We start from the raw sequence: 21,371 nt of genomic DNA on the forward strand, positions 1-21,371 counted from the left end.
CCATCGGCGATGGAGATCCTTGATGAGCTATGTGACAGACGTTCCAGCGGCCTCGCCGGAGATTGCGCGCGACCATTTCCTGCGCCGGCTTTCGGTCGAGACCGACTGTTCGGACGTTGCCGCGGCAATGCGCGGCGGAGAGCCGGACTTCGTGCTTTTGCACGTGGTCGGTTCGCCTGATGCCTATGAGCGCCGCCATGTGCCGGGCGCACTGCACCTGCCGCACCGCGAAATATCGGCCGAGCGGATGGCAGAGTGGCCGGCAGGCACGCTGTTCGTGGTCTATTGCGCCGGGCCGCATTGCAATGGCGCGGACCGGGCGGCCTTCAAACTGGCCAGCCTCGGGCTGCCGGTCAAGATCATGATCGGCGGCATTTCAGGCTGGCAGGACGAAGAGCTTCCTTTCGCCTCGGGCAGGGAACCTGGTGTTCTGCGGTCATGATCCTAACTCGAAGCCTGGCGCGACTGATATCGTCCGTCCATTCGAGCGGCGAATGTCGGCGCCTGCGAAACGTGGGAATTGCGGCGCCCCGACGATCGATGGGCAACGCACAGCCGGATCTGGCCTAAGCCTTGCCGGCTTGCCGGCTCACGACATCGTGTCGAGCTTGCGCTGCATGGCCGCGATCTGGTCCTTCAGCTGCTGCAGATCGTCGGATTTCTCCGGCGGTGCGTCCTTCCTGACCGGTTCGGCGGGGGCCGCGGCCGGGGCCGAGCCCGCGGGCGGGAAAGGCGTGAATAGCCGCATCGCGTTCTGGAACATTTCCATATTGCGGCGGGTCTGCTCTTCCAGCGCCTTGATCGGCGTGGCCATCTTCATCACATCGAGCGGCGACTTGCCGATGGCGCCCTTCATCTGCTCGCGAAAGCGCTCCTGCTCCTTGGAGAAGGCGATCATCGACTGTTCAAGGAAGCTCGGCACTATCATCTGCATCTGGTCGCCGTAGAAGGCGATCAGCTGGCGCAGGAACGGGATCGGCAGCATGTTCTGCCCATCCTTGTTCTCCAGCTCGAAAATGATCTGGGTCAGCACCGGATGCGTGATGTCGTCGCCGGTCTTGGCGTCCTGGACGGTGAACTCCTCGCCCTTCTTGACCATGTCGGCCAGATCCTCGAGCGTCACATAGGTGCTCGTCCCCGTATTATAGAGGCGGCGATTGGCGTATTTCTTGATAATGATCGGGTCGTCTTTTGCGGCCATCTGCATCCTCCCCGGACACCGGCACGCCTGAGTAAGCAGCCGGTAACGATTGCGCCCTTTTTGAGGATACGCGCAAAAGCCTCATAATTCCAAGCAGTTTGTGCAGTGCGGGATCATATAATGCTGCATAGCAGGCGAAATATGCTGCGCAGCAGCGGCCAGTCCGCCGGCGCGGCGGCGCGCGACCTGCTTGGCGTGCATGGGCGCCATGCCGATTTCCGGTTTGACTTGGGTCATGGAAAGGGCAAGAAAAGTTGCCAACAATGCCTGAAAACACGACAGCTCGAAGTCTGGAGAAGAAAATGTCCTCTGCCAATTCCATCGTTGTCGCCAGTGCCACGCGCACGGCCGTCGGCTCCTTCAACGGTGCTTTCGCGGCGACGCCGGCGCATGAACTCGGTGCTGTCGTCATCAAGGAGCTTTTGTCGCGCGCGGGTGTCGAGGCAGCCGAGGTCGACGAGGTCATCCTCGGCCAGGTGCTGACCGCGGCCCAGGGCCAGAACCCGGCCCGCCAGGCCTCGATCATTGCCGGCCTGCCCAAGGAGACCACTGCCTGGGGCCTCAACCAGGTTTGCGGCTCGGGCCTGCGCGCCATCGCGCTCGGCATGCAGCAGATCGCCACCGGCGACGCCAAGGTGATCGTTGCCGGCGGACAGGAATCGATGTCGCTGTCGCCGCACGCCGAGCACCTGCGCGCCGGCGTCAAGATGGGCGACTACAAGATGATCGACACCATGATCAAGGACGGCCTGTGGGACGCCTTCAACGGCTACCACATGGGCAACACCGCCGAAAACGTCGCCCGCCAGTTCCAGATCACCCGGGACGATCAGGACCAGTTCGCGCTGGCCTCGCAGAATAAGGCCGAGGCCGCCCAGAAGGCCGGCAAATTCAAGGACGAAATCGTCGCCTTCACCATCAAGGGCAAGAAGGGCGACACCATTGTCGACCAGGACGAATACATCCGCCACGGCGCCACGCTTGACGCTATGACCAAGCTGAAGCCGGCCTTCGACAAGGACGGCACGGTGACCGCCGCCAACGCCTCCGGCATCAATGACGGAGCGGCCGGCGCGCTGCTGATGAGCGAAGCGGAGGCGACAAGGCGCGGCATCACCCCGCTGGCGCGCATCGCGTCCTGGGCAACCGCCGGCGTCGATCCGGCGATCATGGGAACCGGCCCGATCCCCGCCTCGCGCAGGGCTTTGGAGAAGGCCGGCTGGTCGGTCGGCGATCTCGACCTGGTCGAGGCCAACGAGGCATTTGCCGCGCAGGCCTGCGCCGTCAATAAGGGCATGGGCTGGGATCCCTCGATCGTCAACGTCAATGGCGGCGCCATCGCCATCGGCCATCCGATCGGCGCCTCGGGCGCCCGCGTCTTCAACACGCTGGTCCACGAGATGCGCCGCCGCGGCGCCAGGAAGGGCCTCGCGACGCTGTGCATCGGCGGCGGCATGGGCGTCGCCATGTGCGTTGAAGCGCTCTGAGAAAACGATGACCGGGCGGCGCGAGCCGCCCGTTCAATATCGAGTGCCTGCCAAGCCCGAAAACAGGGCGATATCAAAAAGGGGAAATGCATGACCAAGGTTGCAATCGTCACGGGCGGATCGCGCGGCATCGGCGCGGCGATCTCGATCGCTTTGAAGACCGCCGGCTATTCGGTTGCTGCGAACTATGCCGGCAATGACGAGGCGGCGGCGAAATTCAAGGCCGAGACCGGCATTCCGGTCTACAAATGGTCGGTCGCCGAGTATGACGCTTGCGCCGCCGGCATCAAACAGGTCGAGGCCGACCTCGGCCCGGTCTCGGTGCTGGTCAACAACGCCGGCATCACCCGCGATGCCATGTTCCACAAGATCACCCGCGACCAGTGGAAAGAAGTCATCGACACCAACCTGTCGGGTGTTTTCAACATGACGCATCCGCTGTGGAACGGCATGCGCGAGCGCAAGTTCGGCCGCGTCATCACCATCTCCTCGATCAACGGCCAGAAGGGCCAGGCCGGCCAGGTCAATTATTCCGCCGCCAAGGCCGGCGACATCGGCTTCTCGAAGGCGCTCGCCCAAGAGGGTGCTCGCGCGGGCATCACCGTCAACGTCATCTGCCCCGGCTACATCGCCACCGAAATGGTCAAGGCCATCGACGAGAAGGTGCTCAACGAGCGCATCCTGCCGCAGATCCCGGTCGGCCGCCTCGGCGAGCCGGAAGAGATCGCGCGCTGCGTCGTCTTCCTCGCCTCGCAGGATGCCGGCTTCATCACCGGCTCGACCATCACCGCCAATGGCGGCCAGTACTTCGCCTGAGACGTCTGACGGCGGCTCACATCCCGCGACGAACGGACCGGGAAACCGGTCCGTTTTCAATGGATGCCTGGAGCCCTGGACGCCCCGCTGCGGCGCAATGCCCCAATCCGGCACGCAAAGGTTAATGGCGGCAGCGCCGCCTGTGCGAACCCTGTGGGCAAGCCTGTGAATCCTCGGTGGATAAGCTGTTCACAACACAAGATATTGACGGAACAAAACGGGAAAATACCGCCGGCGCTGATTTGTCGCCGATTCGTTCCGGCTTTGGGCGGAAGTTAACGTTAATGCCCGGGATTCAGCCGTGTTTCATTAACGACAAATTCAGAAAGATTAACAATTTCATAATGTTGAGCGACAGCCATCGAGATGCTTCGTTCATTTGCCGGCAAAAGTTAAGGACAAGGCCCGCCAGCATAAAACGGGCCAGTTCGATGATTCAGCATGTGGTGAGACTCGGGCTCACAAAATCCATATGTAGCCGTGAACAAAAGCTGAATCTGAGCGAGTCGCCGATTCGTCGCCGATTCGTTCCAGACTCGTTCCATCAGTTAAGCTGCAGCCAATTTAGCGCCAGACAGAGTTGCATTCGAGCCGCCGGTGGAACATTCCGCTTTCGCTTCGCGCCCGAAATCCCTATGTGTCGCCTGTCATACGCGCCAGTTGAGGCACGCTCCCGACAACCAGAGGCCAGAAAGCCTTATTTCCAGGTCGATGAACATCCAGCCGAAACACACTGAGCCGCTGATCCTGTCGGGCCGCGACGTGACCGCCGTGCTTGGGCCGACCAACACCGGCAAGACCCATCTCGCCATCGAGCGCATGGTGGCGCACGAAACCGGCGTCATCGGCCTGCCGCTCAGGCTGCTGGCCCGCGAAGTCTACACACGCGTCTGCGAAAAGGTCGGCGCACACAAGGTCGCGCTGATCACCGGCGAGGAGAAGATCCAGCCGCCGGGCGCCAAATATTCGGTCTGCACCGTCGAGGCCATGCCGCGCGAGACGGATGCCGCCTTCGTCGCCATCGACGAGGTGCAGCTCGCCGGCGACCTCGAGCGCGGCCACATCTTCACCGACCGCATCCTGCATTTGCGCGGCCGCCAGGAGACGCTGCTGCTGGGTGCCGCCACCATGCACGGCATCCTGCAGCGCCTGCTGAAGGGCGTCTCGGTGGTGACGCGGCCGCGGCTGTCGCATCTGGCCTATGCCGGTTCGAAGAAACTGACCCGCTTGCCGCGCCGTACCGCGATCGTCGCCTTTTCCGCCGACGAGGTCTACGCCATCGCCGAGCTGATCCGCCGCCAGCAGGGCGGTGCCGCCGTCGTGCTCGGCGCGCTATCGCCGCGCACTCGCAACGCCCAGGTGGCGCTGTTCCAGTCCGGCGATGTCGACTATCTCGTCGCCACCGACGCCATCGGCATGGGTCTCAATCTCGATCTCGACCATGTCGCCTTCGCCCAGAACCGTAAATTCGACGGCTACCAGTACCGCAACTTGACGGCGGCCGAGCTTGGCCAGATCGCCGGCCGCGCCGGCCGGCATCTGCGCGACGGCACGTTCGGCGTCACTGGCCAGGTCGACCCGCTCGACGAAGAACTGGTCAAGAAGATCGAGGGCCACGACTTCGATCCGGTGAAGGTGCTGCAGTGGCGCACCGCGCATTTCGACTTCGGCAGCCTCGATACGCTCAAGCGCTCGATCGAGACCAACGCCCCGGTCGAGGGCTTGACGCGCGCCCTGCCGGCGGTCGACGCACAGGCGCTCGAATATCTCTCCCGCGACGATGACATCCGCGCGCTCGCCACCGATGCAAAGCGCGTCGCGCTGCTGTGGGAAGCCTGCGCACTGCCCGACTACAGGAAGATCGCGCCTGCCCAGCACGCCGACCTGATCGCCTCCATCTACATGGACCTTGCCCGTCATGGCCATGTCGACGAGAACTACATGGCCGAGCAGGTGCGCCGCGCCGACACCACCGAGGGCGACATCGACACGCTGTCGCACCGTATTGCCCAGATCCGCACCTGGACATTCGTGTCGAACCGGCCCGGCTGGCTGGCCGATCAGGCACACTGGCAGGAAAAGACGCGCGAAATCGAAGACAGATTGTCGGATGCGCTGCATGAGCGGTTGACGAAACGCTTCGTAGACCGCAGGACTTCCGTCCTCATGCGGCGCCTTAGAGAAAATACCATGCCTGAAGCCGAAATCAGTCCTACCGGAACCGTCCTTGTCGAAGGCCACCATGTCGGCGAGTTGCAAGGGTTCCGCTTCACCGCCGACCAGACCGCCGGCGGCGAAGACGCCAAGGCCGTGCGCACGGCCGCGCAAAAGGCGCTGGCCGCCGAGTTCGAGGCGCGCGCCGAACGCTTCGGCGCCTGCGCCAATGGCGACCTGGCGCTTGGCTCGGACGGCACGCTGCGCTGGATCGGCGCGCCGATCGGCACGCTGGTTTCCGGCGAAGACGCGCTGAAGCCGCGCCTCGTGCTGCTGGCCGACGAACAGCTGACCGGCCCGGCACGCGACAAGGTCGCCGCGCGCGCCGAACGCTTCGTCAACTTCCAGATCGAAACGCTGCTGAAGCCACTGGTCGACCTGAAGAACGCCGAGCAGATTTCCGGCATCGGCCGAGGCATCGCTTTCCAGCTGGTCGAGAATTTCGGCCTCATCAACCGCCGCGATATCGCCGAGGAGATGAAGTCGCTCGACCAGGAGGGCCGCGCGGCCCTTCGCCGGCTCGGTGTGCGCTTCGGCGCCTACCATGTCTTCGTGCCGGCACTGATCAAGCCGGCCCCCGCCGGGCTGGTGACCTTGCTGTGGGCGCTGAAGAACGACGGCAAGGACAAGCCTGGTTTCGGCGACGTCGTCCACGCGCTGGCGTCCGGCCGCACCTCCGTGGTCATCGATCCTGCCTTCGACAAGGCTTTCTACAAGCTGGCCGGCTATCGCAATCTCGGCCGCCGCGCCGTGCGCGTCGACATATTGGAGCGGCTGGCGGATCTCATCCGTCCGGCAACCAACTGGAAGCCCGGCCTCGGCCAGCGCCCGGACGGCGCCTATGACGGCCATTCCTTCATGGTGACGCCGCCGATGATGTCGATCCTCGGCGCCACCGCCGACGACATGGAAGAGATCCTCAAGGGCCTCGGCTACCGCGCCGAGCCGAAGCCGGCGGCGGAGGTCAAAGCACGGCTCGAGGCGCAGGACACCGCCGCGCGGGAAGCTGCCGCCGCGAAACTTGCGGCGGAAGAAGCCGCGCGCGCCGAGCAGGCCAAGGCAGCCGAAGCCGCCGCTACGGACGCGGCCGCGGAGGCGGCGGTCGAGGGTTCGGAGCCGGCTGCCGCCGAGGCCGCCGTCGAAGCGCCGGCCGAGGTCGTCGCGGAAACGAGGGCAGAGCCTGCCGCGGAAGAAGCTCCGGCAGAAGCCGCGCAAGAAGTTCCGCTCGTGGCGGAAGCCGTTGCTGACGTTGCTGTCGCCGAAAGCGATAGCGCCCTTACCTCCCCCTCGATGGGGGGGGTCGCGGCGCGAAGCGACGCGGGTGGGGGTGACAGCGCCGACGATGCACGTGGTGGCGATGAAGCCAACGATTCAGGCAGTGCCGACGGCACCGCCGCTCCCCCCACCCCGGCGCCGCGCGCCGACCCTCCCCACGAAGGGGAGGGTGAGAGCAGCGAGCCCATCGCCGAAGCCGAAGTGCCCAAGCCGATCCTGCTGTGGCGCCAGGGCCGTTTCGAACAGCGCCCCCGCCATCACGAAGGCCGCAACAACCGCCAGCGCAACGGACAAGCGCGCGGCCGTGGCAATGCGCCGGCCGAGGCCGTCGCTGCTCAAACCACCGGCGCGCCCGGCGAACGTCCCGCTCATGAGGGGCGTCGCGATGGCGCCGGCAAGCCGCGCTTCGACCGTTCGAAGTTCAAGCCCAAACCGCAGGGTGAAGGCGAACAGCGCCGTGACGGCCGCCCGCAGGGCGAGCGTCGCGAAGGCCGGCCCGACTGGAAGGGTGGCCGGCCCGAGGGCAAGGGCGGTCCCGATCGCGGCAAGGGGGGCGCAAAGCCTGCTTTCCAGCCGAAGCCGCGCGAGGAACGTCCGGTGCGCTTCGATCCGGATTCGCCGTTCGCCAAGCTCGCCGCCTTGCGCGACCAGTTGAAGAAGTAGGCTCGGTAGGGTCCGATGGTTGCCGAAGGCCGCCAGCGCATCGACAAATGGCTGTTCTTCTCGCGCGCGGTGAAATCGCGCTCGCTCGCGGCGAAGCTCGTCGTCGCCGGGCGCGTGCGCATCAATCGCGACAAAGCAGCGCAGGCCTCCGATCTGGTCAAGCCGGGCGATGTGCTGACCATCACGCTCGACCGGCGCATTTTCGTCTGGAAGGTGCTTGGCGCTGGTGTCCGGCGCGGCCCCGCGGAGGAAGCCCGCACCCTCTATGAGGATATGTCGCCGCCGCCGACACCGAAGGGCGAGGCGCTTCCCGACGCCATGCCGGCGCTGCGCGAGGCCGGCAGCGGCCGTCCGACCAAAAGAGAGCGCCGCCAGACTGACCGCCTGCTTGGCGAAGATTGAAGCTTGCCGGCCAGATCGCGGGCCGCGATCCCGGGGCAATTGCGGACGCAGGGCAGAACGGAACCCGGCAAACAAGATGCTCCCGGGACATCAGCCGCCCTTGCCGCGCCTGCCGCCTGGAATTCCATTCCGCAAACGCCGGGGCGGCCGCGCATGGCAACCCTTGCAAGCGAGAGACAAAGGCGTTACCTCACGGAAAAAGCCCAAGAAAACTGGCCCATTAAGCTGGGACGTCCCGGAGCCGACCGATGACCTATGTCGTGACCGACAATTGCATCAAGTGCAAATATATGGACTGCATCGAGGTCTGTCCGGTCGACTGTTTCTATGAAGGCGAGAACATGCTCGTCATCCATCCCGACGAGTGCATCGACTGCGGCGTCTGCGAGCCCGAATGCCCGGCCGACGCGATCAAGCCCGACACCGAGCCAGGTCTCGACAAATGGCTGCAGATCAACACCGAATATGCCGAGAAATGGCCCAACATCACCGCCAAGAAGGAGCCGCCGGCAGACGCCAAGACCTTCGACGGCGAGGCCGGCAAGTTCGAGAAATACTTCTCCGCCGAGCCCGGCGAAGGCGATTGACAATGCGGCCGTAAAGGCTTGTATGACGCAGGGTAACAGGCAGATCGGATTAACCGCCTTGACAGGCGGCGATTGGTTGTGGCCTTCGCTTACGCAGCAAAACCTTGATTCTTCCGACTTTTTGTGCTACATCAGCGAAACATGCCGGTGACACAACGTCGATTTATGGCGCAGACGCCCCAAATCACTGAAAGGTGAAAATCCCAGTCCGGACCAGAGCGATCTGGGGTTAGGCGGTCGCAGTTCGTGCGGTTTGCCGGTCCCGACCTTTCCGGTGGGTTCATCTGTTGTGCGGCTAACGATCGGGTTCTCCGGTCGCACGAGTTCAGCCGGCACCGCCGCCGGCCCATAACAAGGAGTTCAGGGCGTAATGGCAACGATCACCCCGCAGAAGAAGTCCACTGGTGCGCGTCACGGTTTCAAGACCGGCGAGTACATCGTCTATCCGGCGCATGGCGTTGGCCAGATCGTGTCGATCGACGAGCAGGAAGTGGCCGGCCATAAGCTGGAACTGTTCGTCATCGACTTCCAAAAGGACAAGATGCGCCTGAAGGTGCCGGTCGCCAAGGCGACCTCCATTGGCATGCGCAAGCTGTCGGAAGAGGATTATGTCGAGCGCGCGTTGAAGGTCGTGCAGGGCCGCGCCCGCGTCAAGCGCACCATGTGGTCGCGCCGCGCCCAGGAATATGATGCCAAGATCAATTCCGGCGACCTGATCTCCATCTCGGAAGTCGTGCGCGACCTCTACCGCGCCGACAACCAGCCGGAGCAGTCCTATTCCGAGCGTCAGCTTTACGAGGCGGCACTCGACCGCATGGCCCGCGAGATCGCGGCCGTCAACCGCATGTCGGAAACCGAAGCCGTGCGCCTGATCGAGGTCAACCTCAATAAGGGCCCTAAGCGCGGCGCCAAGGCCGACAATGAGGAAGCCGAGCAGGAAGAAGCTGCCTGAGATCTTGTGCCTTTAAGTTCACGAAAAACCCGGCCTCGCGCCGGGTTTTTTGTTTCTCGGACAAGGCAGGGGTCGGGGCTACACCTGACCGCCGCCTTCCTTCTCGGCCTCCTGCTTCAGCGTCGCGATGAAGCGCTTGGTCCGTTCGCGCTCCGGATTGCCGAACAATGTGGCCGACGGCCCCTGCTCGACGATAACGCCCGCATCGAGGAACACCGCTTCCTGGGCGATCTTGGAGGCAAGCCGCAGGTCGTGCGTCGCCATCACCATGGTCGTGCCTTCGCTGGCGAGCTTGCCGAGCACGTCGACCACCTCTTGCGCCAGTTCCGGATCGAGCGCCGAAGTCGGCTCGTCGCACAGCAGCACCTTCGGCGACGGCGCCAAGGCGCGGGCGATCGCCACGCGCTGCTGCTGGCCGCCTGACAGCGTCGCTGGCCACGCATCGGCCTTGTGCGCCATCCCGACCTTTTCCAGCAAGGCCAGCGCCCGCTCACGCGCCTCCCCGGGCGACCATTTCAGCACGGTCACCAGTCCCTCCATGACGTTCTCGATGGCGGTGCGGTGCGGGAACAGCTGGAAATTCTGGAACACCATGCCGGTCTGCAGGCGCAGCCGCCTGATATCGGCGGCCGGCACCTTGATGCCCGGGCGAAACTCGAGCGTCTCGTCGCCGATGCGCACCGTGCCCGAAGTCGGGATCTCCAGGAGGTTGATGCAGCGCAACAGCGTGCTCTTCCCCCCGCCCGAAGGGCCGACCAGTGCCGTGACACTGCCTTCGGCGATCGCGACCGTCACGCCCTTGAGCACCAGATTGTCGCCGAAGCGCTTTTCGATATTGGTGAGGCCGATCATGCGCGCGCCTCCAGGAAGCCGCCATAGCGGTTGAGCCTTTCCTCCAGCCGCGTCTGCAGGGCCGACAGCACGGAACTCATCGCCAGATAGAGGATCGCCGCCTCGACATAGAGGATCAGCGGCTCGTAGGTGGTGGCGACGATGCGCTGCGCCGCCTGGAACATCTCGGGCACGGTGATGGCGGCGGCCAGCGAGGTGTCCTTGACCAGCGAGATGAAGGTGTTGGAGAGCGGCGGCACCGCGACCCGGCCGGCTTGCGGCAGGATGGTGCGCCGCATCGCCTGGCTCCAGGTCATGCCGATCGAATAGGCGGCTTCCCACTGGCCCTTCGGCACGGAGCCGATGGCCGCGCGGATGATTTCCGACGTGTAGGCGCCGATATTCAGCGTGAAGCCGATCAGCGCCGCGGTAAAAGCGTCGAGCAGGATGCCGACCGACGGCAGGCCGTAGAAGATCAGGAACAGCTGCACCAGCAGCGGCGTGCCGCGGAAGATCCAGACATAGAAGCGCACGAGCATGACCAGCGGCTTCGGCCCGAACAGTCGGCCGAGGGCTGCCCCGAGGCCAACGGTCAGGCCCAGCACGAAGGACAAGAGCGTCAGCGGCACGGTGAAAATCAGGGCGGCCCAGAGCAGCGAAGGCAGCGACTCCAGCATCAGTTGCAGCCAGTGCGGCACGAAAGACCCTCCAGAATGGTCGAGATGGCTTCATTGAAGCGCGAATGCGTCAGCCATATCTAGACAAAAGCGGCGAGCCGTCAAAGACGGCCCGCCACTGATGCATTACAGGGGCGACAACTCGCCCTCACTCGAAATTACTTCGAGACGTCCTGGCCGAAATAGGTGTCGGCGATCTTCTTGTAGGTGCCGTCGGCCTTGATATCGGCCAGCGCCTTGTTGATGGCGGCAACCAGTTCCGGATCGCCCTTGCGCACGATGACGCCGGAATAGTCGGCGTTTTCCTCTTGCGCGGCGATCTTCACATTGGCGTCGGGCTTGTGCTTCTTGAAGTCGAGGAACGACAGGCTGTCATTGATGGTGGCGTCGGCGCGGCCGGTCAAAAGCAGCTGGATAGACTGGTCGAAGCCGTCGGTGCCGACCAGTTCGGCGCCGTTCGCCTCGGCCAGCTTGCCGAAGGTCGAAGTCAGCGACTGCGCCGACTTCTTGCCCTTGAGATCGGCGAAAGTCTTGATGTCGGGGTTGTCGCCGCGCACGATCAGCACCGCCTTGGAGGCGATGTAGGGATCGGAGAAATCATACTTGGCCTTGCGGGCGTCGGTGATGCCGACCTCGTTGATGACGGCGTCGTAGCGCTTGACGTCGAGACCGGCGATCAGCCCGTCCCATTTGCCCTCGAGGAACTCGACCTTGACGCCGAGCTTGTCGGCGAGCGCCTTGGCGATCTCGACGTCGAAGCCGACCAACGCGCCGGACGCGTCATGATAGGTGAAGGGCGCGTAGGTGCCTTCCGTGCCGACCTTGATGACGCCGACCTGCTTGATCTGATCGAGATTGGCGCCGGCATGGCCTGATGTGGCCGCCAGGGCCTGCAGTGTTCCGGCGACGATAAGCGATTTGAGCCATTTCATATTTTTGTGATCCCGTCCTTGGCCTGATGTCTGGCCTGCTGTGAGGGTTGGAAAATGACAGATGCGAGCCGAAAGAATAAGGAACCTGATTTCAAAAACCAAGAGATCCTGAAACCAAATTCTCCAAATACGAGTCCGTGCAGCGACTGAACGTCCCTGGAGACCGCGTCGAAATCGCCCGGACAGCATCACTCGCCCGCCCGCGCCAGCGGAACTTTTCTCGCGCATGGCAGTTTTGGCTGTTCTAGGGCGCGACGCCGCGATTTCAACCGGTGCCCTGCCAAGTTCGTAACATCGGGTATATCGCCTGAGCAGGGAGCGCCTCATGATGGAAGATACGGCAGGACGGATCATGGTCCGCGCGGCGATGAAGGCTCCCTATCTCGAACGCGACGAGGAACATCGGTTGGCCTTGCTCTGGAAGCAAGACAACGACCAGAACGCCCTGCACAGCATCACCGTGGCGCATATGCGGCTGGTCATTTCCATGGCCTCGAAATTCCGCCATTACGGCCTGCCGCTCGGCGACCTGATCCAGGAAGGCCATGTCGGCCTGCTCGAGGCCGCCGCCCGCTTCGAGCCCGAGCGCGAGGTGCGGTTTTCCACCTATGCGACGTGGTGGATCCGGGCCTCGATGCAGGACTACATCCTGCGCAACTGGTCGATCGTGCGCGGCGGCACCAGTTCCGCGCAGAAAGCCCTGTTCTTCAACCTGCGCCGCCTGCGCGCCCGGCTGGCGAACGGCGCCGAGCCGCTTTCCAACACGACGCTCTACCGCGAAGTGTCGGTTGCGCTTGGCGTCTCCGAGGCTGACGTGGCGATGATGGATTCACGGCTGTCGGCGCCCGACTCCTCACTCAACATGCCGCTTGCCGACGATGCGGGCGCGACCGAACGGATGGACTTCCTGGTTTCCGACGATCCGCTGCCCGACGAGATCGTCGGCGACAAGATCGATGTCGCGCGCCGTTCGCTTTGGCTGCGGGAGGCGCTTCACGCGCTGAACGCCCGTGAACTCAGGATCATCGAGGAACGCCGGCTGAACGACGAGGGCGCCACGCTCGAGGCGCTCGGCGAGACGCTCGGTATTTCCAAGGAACGCGTCCGCCAGATCGAGGCCCGCGCCATGGAAAAGCTCAAAGTGGCGCTGGTGAAGCAGAACCCGGAATTTCTGGCGACAGCCGCCTGATTCCGCGCAGCGGGATCCTATTTGTCGGTGACGATCTTGACCTTGTCGCCGGCCGAAACCGCGGCCCCCGGCGACAGCGCGTTGAGCACGCGGAACAGATCGAGCTTGCGGTCGACGCCGACCATCTGCGCGGCGAGCGATCCCATGGTCTGCCCCGGCTGCACGGTGAGTACGCGGATGTGCAGCGGCTTCAGAGCCGCTTTTTCAGCGGCACTCAGGATGCGGAACGACCCGCTGACCGAACGCGCCACCGCCTCCAGCGAGGTGCTGGCCGAGGGCGCCGCGGTCAGCAATCGGTAGACCTGGCCGCCGGCACGGATCACCGCGATGTCGAACTGCCAGCCTTCAGCACTGGCATGCGCGGTCGCGGCCTCGTTGCCGTTGATGGTTTCCTGCTTGACGCTGCTGTCATCGAGACCGGCCACCCAGCCGCTTCTGATGTAGTCGGTCAGGGCGCGGTTCTTGTCGATCGAAACCCCGTCGAAGCGGATCGCAATGTCGCCCGGCCCGGTCGCCGTCACCGCCGCCGCCGAATTGTCGATGATGAAACCGTCCGGCACCGTGAACGACACGCCGAGACCCGGATGCAGGAAGGTCTCGCCACGCACATAGCCTTCTTCCGGCGTGTCGCCATAGAGCAGGCCGTCTATGCCGGCGAGGAAGGAATCGCGGTCGCGGGTGCCGACGCCGGGCGCGCCGAACTGGCGGGCATGGCGCTGCGCCAGGTCGATGCGCTGCGGCGTGTTGGGGTGCGTCGCCAGGAAGTCGAGGCTGGCGTCGGTGGCGCCGCTGATCGAGCGGAAATCGGTATAGGCCGACATCGACTGCAGGAAGCGGCCGGCGGCATAGGGGTCGTAGCCGGCTTCGCCGATCGACTTGATGCCGATGGCGTCGGCCTCAAGCTCCTGGTTGCGCGAGAACTGCGCCAGCCGGAGCTTGCCGCGGATCAAGGCAGCCTTGGCGGTCGGGCTGTCGCCGAGCACATCGGAAACCACTTTGGTCGCCAGGCCTTCCTCGGCCTCCAGCTGCTGACGCTGCAGGCCGTGATTGGCGGTGACGTGGCCCATCTCATGCGCGATGACGGCGGCGAGTTCGGACGAATCATTGGCCAGCGCCAGCAGACCGCGCGTGATGTAGAGATAGCCGCCCGGCAGCGCGAAGGCGTTGACGTTGGGCGAATTGAGGATGGTGATGCGGTAGGTCTGGGTCGGGTTCGCCGACACAACGGTCAGATTGCCGACGACCTTGGCGACCATGCGCTCGAGCTTGGGATCGGAATATTCGCCGCCATAGGTCGCCAGGATGCGCGGATGCTGCGCCTTGGCCAGTTCGGCGAGCTTGTTGTTGGCACTGACATTGTCGACCGTGATCGGCTTGTCGGACGGCTGGAAGCCGGATTCCTGGACTTCCGGAGGCGTGAACATCTGGCAGCTTGCGAGCGCCACGGCAAAGCCGGCCAGCGCCAGAAAGCGCGCTAGCGGGTTCATTCGTAGCTTGTCGACGCCGATCGCCAGAGCGGCTTCCTTTCAGGTCCCGGCGCATGACCAAGAAAATCGGGAGCGATCTTCGGAACCTGTCATGCGCAAAAAACAAATTTCTACGGCACCCGTTGCGCGTCCCCTGGGGCGCGCGGCGGATGCAGTAGGCAAATCACGGCCTGTGCCGGACCAGTAGGGCGGACCTAGCCACACTACTTCTGCCATGGCAAGCAAGCGCCCCTTCGCCTGATACCGGTTTGACCGTAAATTATGTCCGCTTCCGGGCAATATCTCGTGATACGGCATTGCCGGCACCTGCACCGATATAGCGCCGGAACGCCTCCGGACCAGCCCCGGCAAAGAAATCGTCCGCGCTGCCGGTGGCGGCAACGGCGCCATCGTCCAGAAACACCACATTCTGGCCGATGCGGCGGGCGTCCTGTGGCTGGTGCGTGACGAACAGCACCGTCATGCAGCGCTCCGCATGCACACCGGCAACCAGGTCGAGCATATCGTCACGCAAGGCGGGCCCGAGCGAAGCGAAGGGCTCGTCGAGCAGCAGCACCGGGCGATCGCGCACCAGCACGCGCGCCAGGGCGACCCGCTGGCGCTCGCCGCCGGAGAGTTCGCGCGGCAGCCGCTTGTCCTTGCCGCCAAGGCCTGTGCGTTCCAGCGCCTCGGCAATGGCGGTTCGATCGGCTTCGGTCAGCCGCAGCGATGGCGAGCGGCCGAGCCCGACATTCTGCTCGATGGAGAGATGCGCAAAAAGGTTGTTTTCCTGGAACACCATCGACACCGGCCGCGCAGCCGGAGGATCGGCGCCGACATCGACACCGCCGATCAGAACACGGCCTGACCGCGGCGTCTCGAAGCCGGCGACGAGGTTGAGCAGGGTCGACTTGCCCGAACCGCTCGGCCCCATGATGGCGGTGATTTCCGCCGCCGCGAACGCGACATCGAAGGTGAGCGGCACCTCGCCATAGCTGAACGAGACCTTGTCCAGCCGCACCGGAACACCCTTCCCTCTCATCGCCCCGTCAGACATTGCGGACCTTGTCTCTTCCCAGCCAGTCCGCCGCCAGCACCAGGGCGAGGCAAGCGAGGCCAAGCAACAGCGCCAGGCCGGCGGCGTCCTGCGTGCGGTAGCTGCCCATGCGCGCCAGGAGAAGGTAAGGCAAGGTCTGCACGGAATCACTGCCGAACAGTGCGATGACGCCGAGATCGCCGAGCGACAGCGCCATGGCGAAGGCGAAGGCAGTGGCGAGCGGCCGCCGCAATGACGGCCAGTCGACCAGCCGCAGCCTCGCCCAGCCGGAAATGCCGAGCTGCGCGCAGAGCCGTTCGTGGCGCTCGCTCGCCGCGTCATAGGCGGGACGGACGGCCCGCAGCGCGAAAGGCATAGCCATGACCGCGTTGACGGTGACGACCATGACCGGGGCGATGGCAAAGACATCGCCGGCATGGCGCAGCAGGAGGAACCAGCCGGCTCCGATGACGATCGGCGGCACGACCAGCACAAAACCGGCACCGGTATCCGTGGCATGTTCGAGCAGTGTTCGTGGACCGGAGCGGCGGTTCAACGCGAGTGCCCGCCGCGCCATGGTCAGCGCCAGCGACAGCATCACCGAAAGCAGCGCCGACAGGAAAGCCAGCACCGCACTGGTCAGCGTCGCCTGCCGGACTGTGGCCTCGCCGGCGAGCCGGCCGAGATCGGCGCCCAAGCCTGCCGAGACGGTCGCGGCCATCGGTCCGACAACGAACAGCAGCGCCAGCACGATGAGCACGGCGTTGAGTGACGCCTCCGTCGTATTGACGGAGAGATAACGGCGCGGCGCCACCGGCAGGTTGGTGTCGCCGACGACATTGGCGCCAAGCCGCGTCAATGCCAGCACCATGACAAAGGTCAGCGCGATCTGCAGCAATGTCAGGGCGACCGCCCGCGCCGGGTCGAAATCGAAGCGCAGTGCCTGGTAGATGCCGACCTCCAGCGTCGTCGCGGCCGGGCCGCCGCCGAGCGTCAGCACGATGGTGAAGGAGGTGATGCAGAGCATGAAGACCAGCCCGGCGACACCCGGCAGAGCGGCGCGCAGCGTCGGCCATTCGATCAGCCGGAAGGCCGGCCGCGCCGCCATGCCGAGCTGGCTTGCCAGCCGCCACTGGTCGGCGGGAATGGTCTGCAGTGCCTCGAGGAACAGCCGGGTCGCCAACGGCAGGTTGAAGAAGACGTGGGCCACGAGAATGCCGGACAAGCCATAGATGCCTGGCCAACCCTGGCCGCCGACGGCGCTGAACAGCCCGGCGAAATAGCCGGCACGGCCGTACAGCGCCAGTATGCCAAGCGCCGCGACGATCGCCGGCAGCGCCAACGGCACGGCGAAGAGCTGCAGGATGAAGGCGCGGCCGAAGAAACGCGGATGCCGCGACAGGGCGCGCGCCACGAACAGCGCCGGGATGACCGAAAACAGGGTCGAGAGGGTGGCCTGCCAGAGCGTGAAGCGCACGACGCGCAGCAGGTAGGGATCGAAGGCCACCCAGGCTCCCGAGAAATCATGGGCGCCTTCGACAAGCAGACCCGCGAATGCACCGCCGATCAGCAGCGTGATCGCGCCGAGCGCAATGATGCCAGCGCTGGCGCGGGGATCAGCGCGTTGCACGATCGACCGCCAGTCTCCGCATAGCGACACTTATAGAAGGTTGCGTTCCTTGGCGCCCCCCTCTGTCCTGCCGGACATCTCCCCCACAAGGAGGGAGATTGGCGGTTTCAGGGCCTCGCTCATACCTATAGCGTCGGCGATTGGCGAAATCACCGATAGCATTCGATCTCCCCCCTTGTGGGGGAGATGTCCGGCAGGACAGAGGGGGGCGCCGTAGAGCACTCATCTTTCGATCATATGGCCAAACTATTTGCTCATCACCGCCAGCCATTCATCCACCCAGGCCTTGCGGTTGGCGGCAACCTCCTCGGGGCTGAACAGCAGGGTCTTGGCCGGCTTGACCAGTTTGTCGAAGGCCGGGTTGAGCGGCTTGTCGGTCTTGCCTGCCGGGAACATCCAGTTGGTCTCGGGAATGGCATCCTGGAATTTCGGCCCGGTCATGAAGGCGATGAATTTTGCAGCCAGCGGGTTCTTGGCTCCGGTCGTGGTGATGCCGGCGACCTCGATCTGCAGATATTCGCCTTCCTCGAAAGAAGCGGCCTGGTAGCGCTGCGTGTTCTCGGCGACCATGTGATAGGCCGGCGAGGTCGTGTAGGACAGCACCATCGGCGCCTCGCCCTTGGTGAACAGGCCATAGGCCTCGCTCCAGCCCGGCGTCACGGTCAGCACCTTCGTCTTGAGCTTGGCCCAGGCTTCTGGCGCCTTGTCGCCATAGACCGACTTCACCCACAACAGCAGGCCGAGACCCGGCGTCGAGGTGCGCGGATCCTGGATGACGATCTTGTCGTCGGCACTGCCTTCGACCAGTTCCTTCAGGCTCTTCGGCGGCGTTTTCAGTTTTTCGGTGTCATAGACGACGGCGAAGTAGCCGTAGTCGAAGGGAACAAAAGTATCGTCGCTCCAGCCACCCGGCACGTTGATATCGGAGACCGCGCCATGCGGGACAAACAACCCGCTAGCCTTGGCATCGGCGGTGAGATTGGTGTCGAGGCCGAGCACGATATCGGCCTTGGTCGACGCGCCTTCGAGCTTGACGCGGTTGAGCAGGGCCACACCATCGGCGACCGAGACGAACTCGACGTCGCAGCCGCATTCGGCCTCGAATTCCTTCTTCACCACCGGGCCTGGACCCCAGTCGGCGGTGAAGCTCTCATAGGTGTAGACGGTGAGCTTGTCCTTGGCCAAGGCCGGCCCGGACAGCGCCACGACCATGGTCGAGACAAGAGCGTATAAAAGCGTGCGCATCGGCGCCTCCTTCGTTCGAATTGAAAGGAATTGAGGCGTCGGACTGTCCGAAACGTCTAATCCCTCCGCCGGTACAAACCGGATCAGGTTCAGCGGGTTGGCGAGACTGCCTCTCAGCCGGTCCGCGAAGATCGCGTCCGGCACCCCGTTAGAGCGTTTTGACACATAGGCCGGGCCGGGGAACCGCGCAAGTGGCAGTTTGCCGGCCTTCCGTTTCCGCTGCCGGGCTGGTACAGGCCACCAGATATGAGCACATTCACCATTCTGCTTGGCGGCGATCTCATCCGCACGCCCCGGCTCGACCGCCAGGTCGAAGGCTCGCGCGTCATCGCCGCCGACGCCGGCATCGGCCATGCGCGGCTGCTGGGTCTGATCCCGGAACTGTGGGTCGGCGATTTCGATTCCGTGCCGGCCGACCTGCCTGACGATCTCGCCGCGGTGCCCCGCCAGACCTTCCCGCGAGAGAAGGACAAGACCGACGGCGAACTGGCCATCGCCGCCGCACGCGAGCGCGGCGCGACCAGCCTGGTGCTGGCGGGCGCGTTCGGCGGCAAGCGCGCCGACCACGCTTTCCTGCATCTGGCGCTCGCCCTGCGCCTGGCCGAGGCCGGAACGGAGGTGCTGTTGACCAGCGGCGCGCAGGAAGGCGTACCCTTGGCGTTGGGAACGGCCGGCTTCGACTATGCCGACGGCACGCTGTTTTCGATCCTCGGCTTTTCCGAACTTGTCGGCCTGACCGTCACCGGCGCCAAATGGCCGCTCGACCAGGTCGAGGTGGCCTTCGGTTCGTCGCTGACCATTTCCAACGAGGTCAAGGGCCGCCTCGAAATCGCGCTCGGCCACGGCCGCGCGCTGCTGCTCGCGCATCCGTATCCACTACCTGAAAGCTGACATGGCCCCGCCTCTTCTCAATCTCGACGGGATAAAACTGACCTTTGGCGGCGCACCGCTGCTCGACGGCGCCGCCTTGACCGCTTCGGCTGGTGACAAGATCGCGCTGGTCGGCCGCAACGGGTCCGGCAAATCGACGCTGCTCAAGATCGCCGCCGGCCTGATCGAGCCGCAGGATGGCGAGGTGTTCCGCCAGCCCTCGGCAACCGTCCGCTATCTGCCGCAGATGCCCGACATGGAAGGTTTCGCCACCGTGCGCGCCTATGTCGAGGCGGGGCTTGGGCCAGCCGACGATCCTTACCGCGCCTCCTATCTGATGGAGCATCTTGGTCTCACCGGCGAGGAACGGCCGGGCGATCTCTCAGGCGGCGAGGCCAGGCGCGCAGCCCTGGCCCGTGTCATGGCGCCGGAGCCTGATATTCTGTTGCTTGACGAGCCGACCAACCATCTTGACCTGTCGGTCATCGAATGGCTGGAAGAAGAGCTCGTGCGCACCTCCTCGGCGCTCATCGTCATCTCGCACGACCGCCGTTTCCTCGAGCGCGTGTCGCGCGCCACCGTCTGGCTGGACCGTGGCCAGACCCGCAGGCTGGACAAGGGCTTTGGCCATTTCGAGGAATGGCGCGACCAGGTGCTAGAAGAGGAAGAGCGCGAGCAGCACAAGCTTGGCCGCCAGATCGTGCGCGAGGAGCACTGGCTGCGCTATGGCGTGACCGCACGCCGCAAGCGCAACATGCGCCGCTTGGGCGAGCTGCAGACCATGCGCCAGCGTTTCCGCGGCCATCGCGGCGCCGAAGGCACCGCGACCATGGTGGCGAGCGACGCCGCCGAATCCGGCAAGCTGGTGATCGAAGCCAAGAACATCGAGAAGAGCTTTGGCGACCTCACCGTGGTCAAGGGCTTCTCGACCCGCATCCAGCGCGGCGACCGCGTCGGCCTCGTCGGACCGAATGGCGCCGGCAAGACGACGCTTTTGAAGATGCTGACCGGCGAATTGGCGCCGGATGCCGGCTCGGTGCGGCTCGGCACCAATCTGGAAATCGCCACGCTCGACCAGAAGCGCGAGGCGGTCGATCCGCAGGAGACGCTGGCGCAGTACCTCACCGACGGGCGTGGCGAGAATCTGGTCATCAATGGCGAGCAGCGCCATGTCGTCTCCTACATGAAGGATTTCCTGTTCAAGCCGGAGCAGGCCCGCACACCGGTGCGCGAACTGTCCGGCGGCGAGCGGGCGCGGCTGATCCTGGCGCGCGTGCTGGCACGGCCGGCGAACCTCCTGGTGCTCGATGAGCCGACCAACGATCTCGACATGGAAACACTGGAACTGCTGCAGGAACTGGTCGCCGGCTTCGCCGGCACCGTCATCCTGGTCAGCCACGACCGCGATTTTCTCGACCGCACCGTGACCAGCATCATCGCGCCGGACGGCGGCGGCCGCTGGATCGAATATGCCGGCGGCTATTCCGACATGCTGGCGCAGCGCGGCGGCACCAGGCTCGACGACCGCAAGGCGCGCGCCAGGGCTGAAGCCGCCGATGCGCCGGCGACGGACAGGAGCGAACCGGCAGCTCCGAAAGGGCCAGCGAAGAAACTGTCGTTCAAGCAGAAATTCGCCCTGGAATCGCTGCCCAAGAAGATCGAGGCGGTGACCGCGTCGATCTCGCGGCTGGAGAACAACATCGCCGACCCGGCCTATTACGAGCGCGATCCGGCCTCCTTCCAGAAAACCATCGCCGCCCTCGACAAGGAGCGCGCAACGCTGGCCGCGCTCGAGGAAGAGTGGCTGGAACTGGAGATGCTGCGCGAGGAGATGGAGGGGTAAACGATTGTATGCGGCCTTTTGTGCGCGTATATTGTGCGCATAAAGAAGGACCTCT

19 protein-coding genes and 1 riboswitch are annotated in these 21,371 nt (G+C 64.6%); of the genes, 10 read left to right on the forward strand and 9 right to left on the reverse strand.

The annotated features are described in order from the left end of the window. Positions 1-22 precede the first annotated feature (22 nt). A complete protein-coding gene (locus CK226_RS26245) occupies positions 23-442 on the forward strand; it encodes a rhodanese-like domain-containing protein (RefSeq protein WP_095772083.1) in 420 nt (139 codons plus the stop codon). Between the two features lie 147 nt (positions 443-589). Here the strand turns inward: CK226_RS26245 and phaR are convergent, their stop codons facing one another. After that, positions 590-1,201: a polyhydroxyalkanoate synthesis repressor PhaR gene (gene phaR / locus CK226_RS26250; RefSeq protein ID WP_095772082.1), complete on the reverse strand. Its 612-nt coding sequence runs from the start codon at positions 1,199-1,201 to the stop codon at positions 590-592. 81 nt (positions 1,202-1,282) lie between these two features. After that, positions 1,283-1,438, reverse strand: a complete 156-nt coding sequence (locus CK226_RS35095; RefSeq protein WP_179301133.1) for a hypothetical protein — start codon at positions 1,436-1,438, stop codon at positions 1,283-1,285. A 65-nt stretch (positions 1,439-1,503) separates the two neighbouring features. On the opposite strand from CK226_RS35095, the gene CK226_RS26255 reads away from it, so the two are divergent. The 6 genes from CK226_RS26255 (at position 1,504) to CK226_RS26280 (ending at position 9,597) form a co-directional block, all read left to right on the forward strand. Then, positions 1,504-2,688: an acetyl-CoA C-acetyltransferase gene (locus CK226_RS26255; protein WP_095793437.1), complete on the forward strand. Its 1,185-nt coding sequence runs from the start codon at positions 1,504-1,506 to the stop codon at positions 2,686-2,688. Between the two features lie 90 nt (positions 2,689-2,778). Beyond that, on the forward strand, positions 2,779-3,504 hold the full coding sequence (phbB, locus tag CK226_RS26260) for an acetoacetyl-CoA reductase (RefSeq protein WP_095772080.1): 726 nt from the start codon (positions 2,779-2,781) through the stop codon (positions 3,502-3,504). Between the two features lie 711 nt (positions 3,505-4,215). Then, positions 4,216-7,656, forward strand: a complete 3,441-nt coding sequence (locus CK226_RS26265) for a helicase-related protein (protein ID WP_095793438.1) — start codon at positions 4,216-4,218, stop codon at positions 7,654-7,656. 15 nt (positions 7,657-7,671) lie between these two features. Continuing rightward, positions 7,672-8,058 carry an RNA-binding S4 domain-containing protein gene (locus CK226_RS26270; protein WP_095772078.1) on the forward strand — a complete coding sequence of 129 codons (387 nt, stop codon included), beginning with the start codon at positions 7,672-7,674 and terminating at the stop codon, positions 8,056-8,058. A gap of 248 nt (positions 8,059-8,306) precedes the next feature. After that, complete coding sequence (gene fdxA, locus CK226_RS26275; RefSeq protein ID WP_008873823.1) at positions 8,307-8,645, forward strand: ferredoxin FdxA; 339 nt, start codon at positions 8,307-8,309, stop codon at positions 8,643-8,645. Between the two features lie 370 nt (positions 8,646-9,015). Further along, positions 9,016-9,597: a CarD family transcriptional regulator gene (locus CK226_RS26280; protein WP_010911999.1), complete on the forward strand. Its 582-nt coding sequence runs from the start codon at positions 9,016-9,018 to the stop codon at positions 9,595-9,597. A 78-nt stretch (positions 9,598-9,675) separates the two neighbouring features. Here the strand turns inward: CK226_RS26280 and CK226_RS26285 are convergent, their stop codons facing one another. The 3 genes from CK226_RS26285 to CK226_RS26295 all read right to left on the reverse strand — a co-directional run bounded on the left by CK226_RS26285 (position 9,676) and on the right by CK226_RS26295 (position 12,037). After that, positions 9,676-10,449, reverse strand: a complete 774-nt coding sequence (locus CK226_RS26285) for an amino acid ABC transporter ATP-binding protein (RefSeq protein WP_095772077.1) — start codon at positions 10,447-10,449, stop codon at positions 9,676-9,678. Continuing rightward, a complete protein-coding gene (locus tag CK226_RS26290; protein ID WP_095772076.1) occupies positions 10,446-11,126 on the reverse strand; it encodes an amino acid ABC transporter permease in 681 nt (226 codons plus the stop codon). The genes CK226_RS26285 and CK226_RS26290 overlap by 4 nt, the downstream gene beginning before the upstream one ends. A 137-nt stretch (positions 11,127-11,263) precedes the next feature. Further along, positions 11,264-12,037 carry an amino acid ABC transporter substrate-binding protein gene (locus tag CK226_RS26295; protein ID WP_095793439.1) on the reverse strand — a complete coding sequence of 258 codons (774 nt, stop codon included), beginning with the start codon at positions 12,035-12,037 and terminating at the stop codon, positions 11,264-11,266. Between the two features lie 325 nt (positions 12,038-12,362). Between CK226_RS26295 and CK226_RS26300 the strand changes: the two genes are divergently transcribed. After that, a complete protein-coding gene (locus CK226_RS26300) occupies positions 12,363-13,226 on the forward strand; it encodes an RNA polymerase factor sigma-32 (protein WP_095772074.1) in 864 nt (287 codons plus the stop codon). Positions 13,227-13,243: 17 nt separating this feature from the next. Here the strand turns inward: CK226_RS26300 and CK226_RS26305 are convergent, their stop codons facing one another. The 4 genes from CK226_RS26305 to thiB form a co-directional block, all read right to left on the reverse strand. Then, a complete protein-coding gene (locus CK226_RS26305) occupies positions 13,244-14,713 on the reverse strand; it encodes a M48 family metalloprotease (protein WP_095788027.1) in 1,470 nt (489 codons plus the stop codon). Between the two features lie 259 nt (positions 14,714-14,972). Beyond that, the gene (thiQ, locus tag CK226_RS26310) at positions 14,973-15,734 is read right to left on the reverse strand and encodes a thiamine ABC transporter ATP-binding protein (protein WP_245437860.1); all 762 of its coding nucleotides are present in this window, start codon (positions 15,732-15,734) and stop codon (positions 14,973-14,975) included. Positions 15,735-15,741: 7 nt separating this feature from the next. Continuing rightward, entirely contained in the window at positions 15,742-17,358 is a 1,617-nt protein-coding gene (thiP, locus tag CK226_RS26315; protein WP_179301134.1) for a thiamine/thiamine pyrophosphate ABC transporter permease, read from the reverse strand. A gap of 246 nt (positions 17,359-17,604) precedes the next feature. Beyond that, on the reverse strand, positions 17,605-18,603 hold the full coding sequence (gene thiB, locus CK226_RS26325; protein WP_095793442.1) for a thiamine ABC transporter substrate binding subunit: 999 nt from the start codon (positions 18,601-18,603) through the stop codon (positions 17,605-17,607). Between the two features lie 43 nt (positions 18,604-18,646). Further along, positions 18,647-18,761, reverse strand: a riboswitch (TPP riboswitch). 88 nt (positions 18,762-18,849) lie between these two features. On the opposite strand from thiB, the gene CK226_RS26330 reads away from it, so the two are divergent. Continuing rightward, on the forward strand, positions 18,850-19,494 hold the full coding sequence (locus CK226_RS26330) for a thiamine diphosphokinase (RefSeq protein WP_095793443.1): 645 nt from the start codon (positions 18,850-18,852) through the stop codon (positions 19,492-19,494). Position 19,495: 1 nt separating this feature from the next. Beyond that, positions 19,496-21,316 (forward strand): ABC-F family ATP-binding cassette domain-containing protein, encoded by a 1,821-nt coding sequence (locus tag CK226_RS26335; RefSeq protein WP_095793444.1) that lies wholly within the window; start codon positions 19,496-19,498, stop codon positions 21,314-21,316. Positions 21,317-21,371: the final 55 nt, after the last annotated feature.

This window comes from Mesorhizobium sp. WSM4311 (genome assembly GCF_002295115.1).
Taxonomy (GTDB): Bacteria; Pseudomonadota; Alphaproteobacteria; order Rhizobiales; family Rhizobiaceae; genus Mesorhizobium.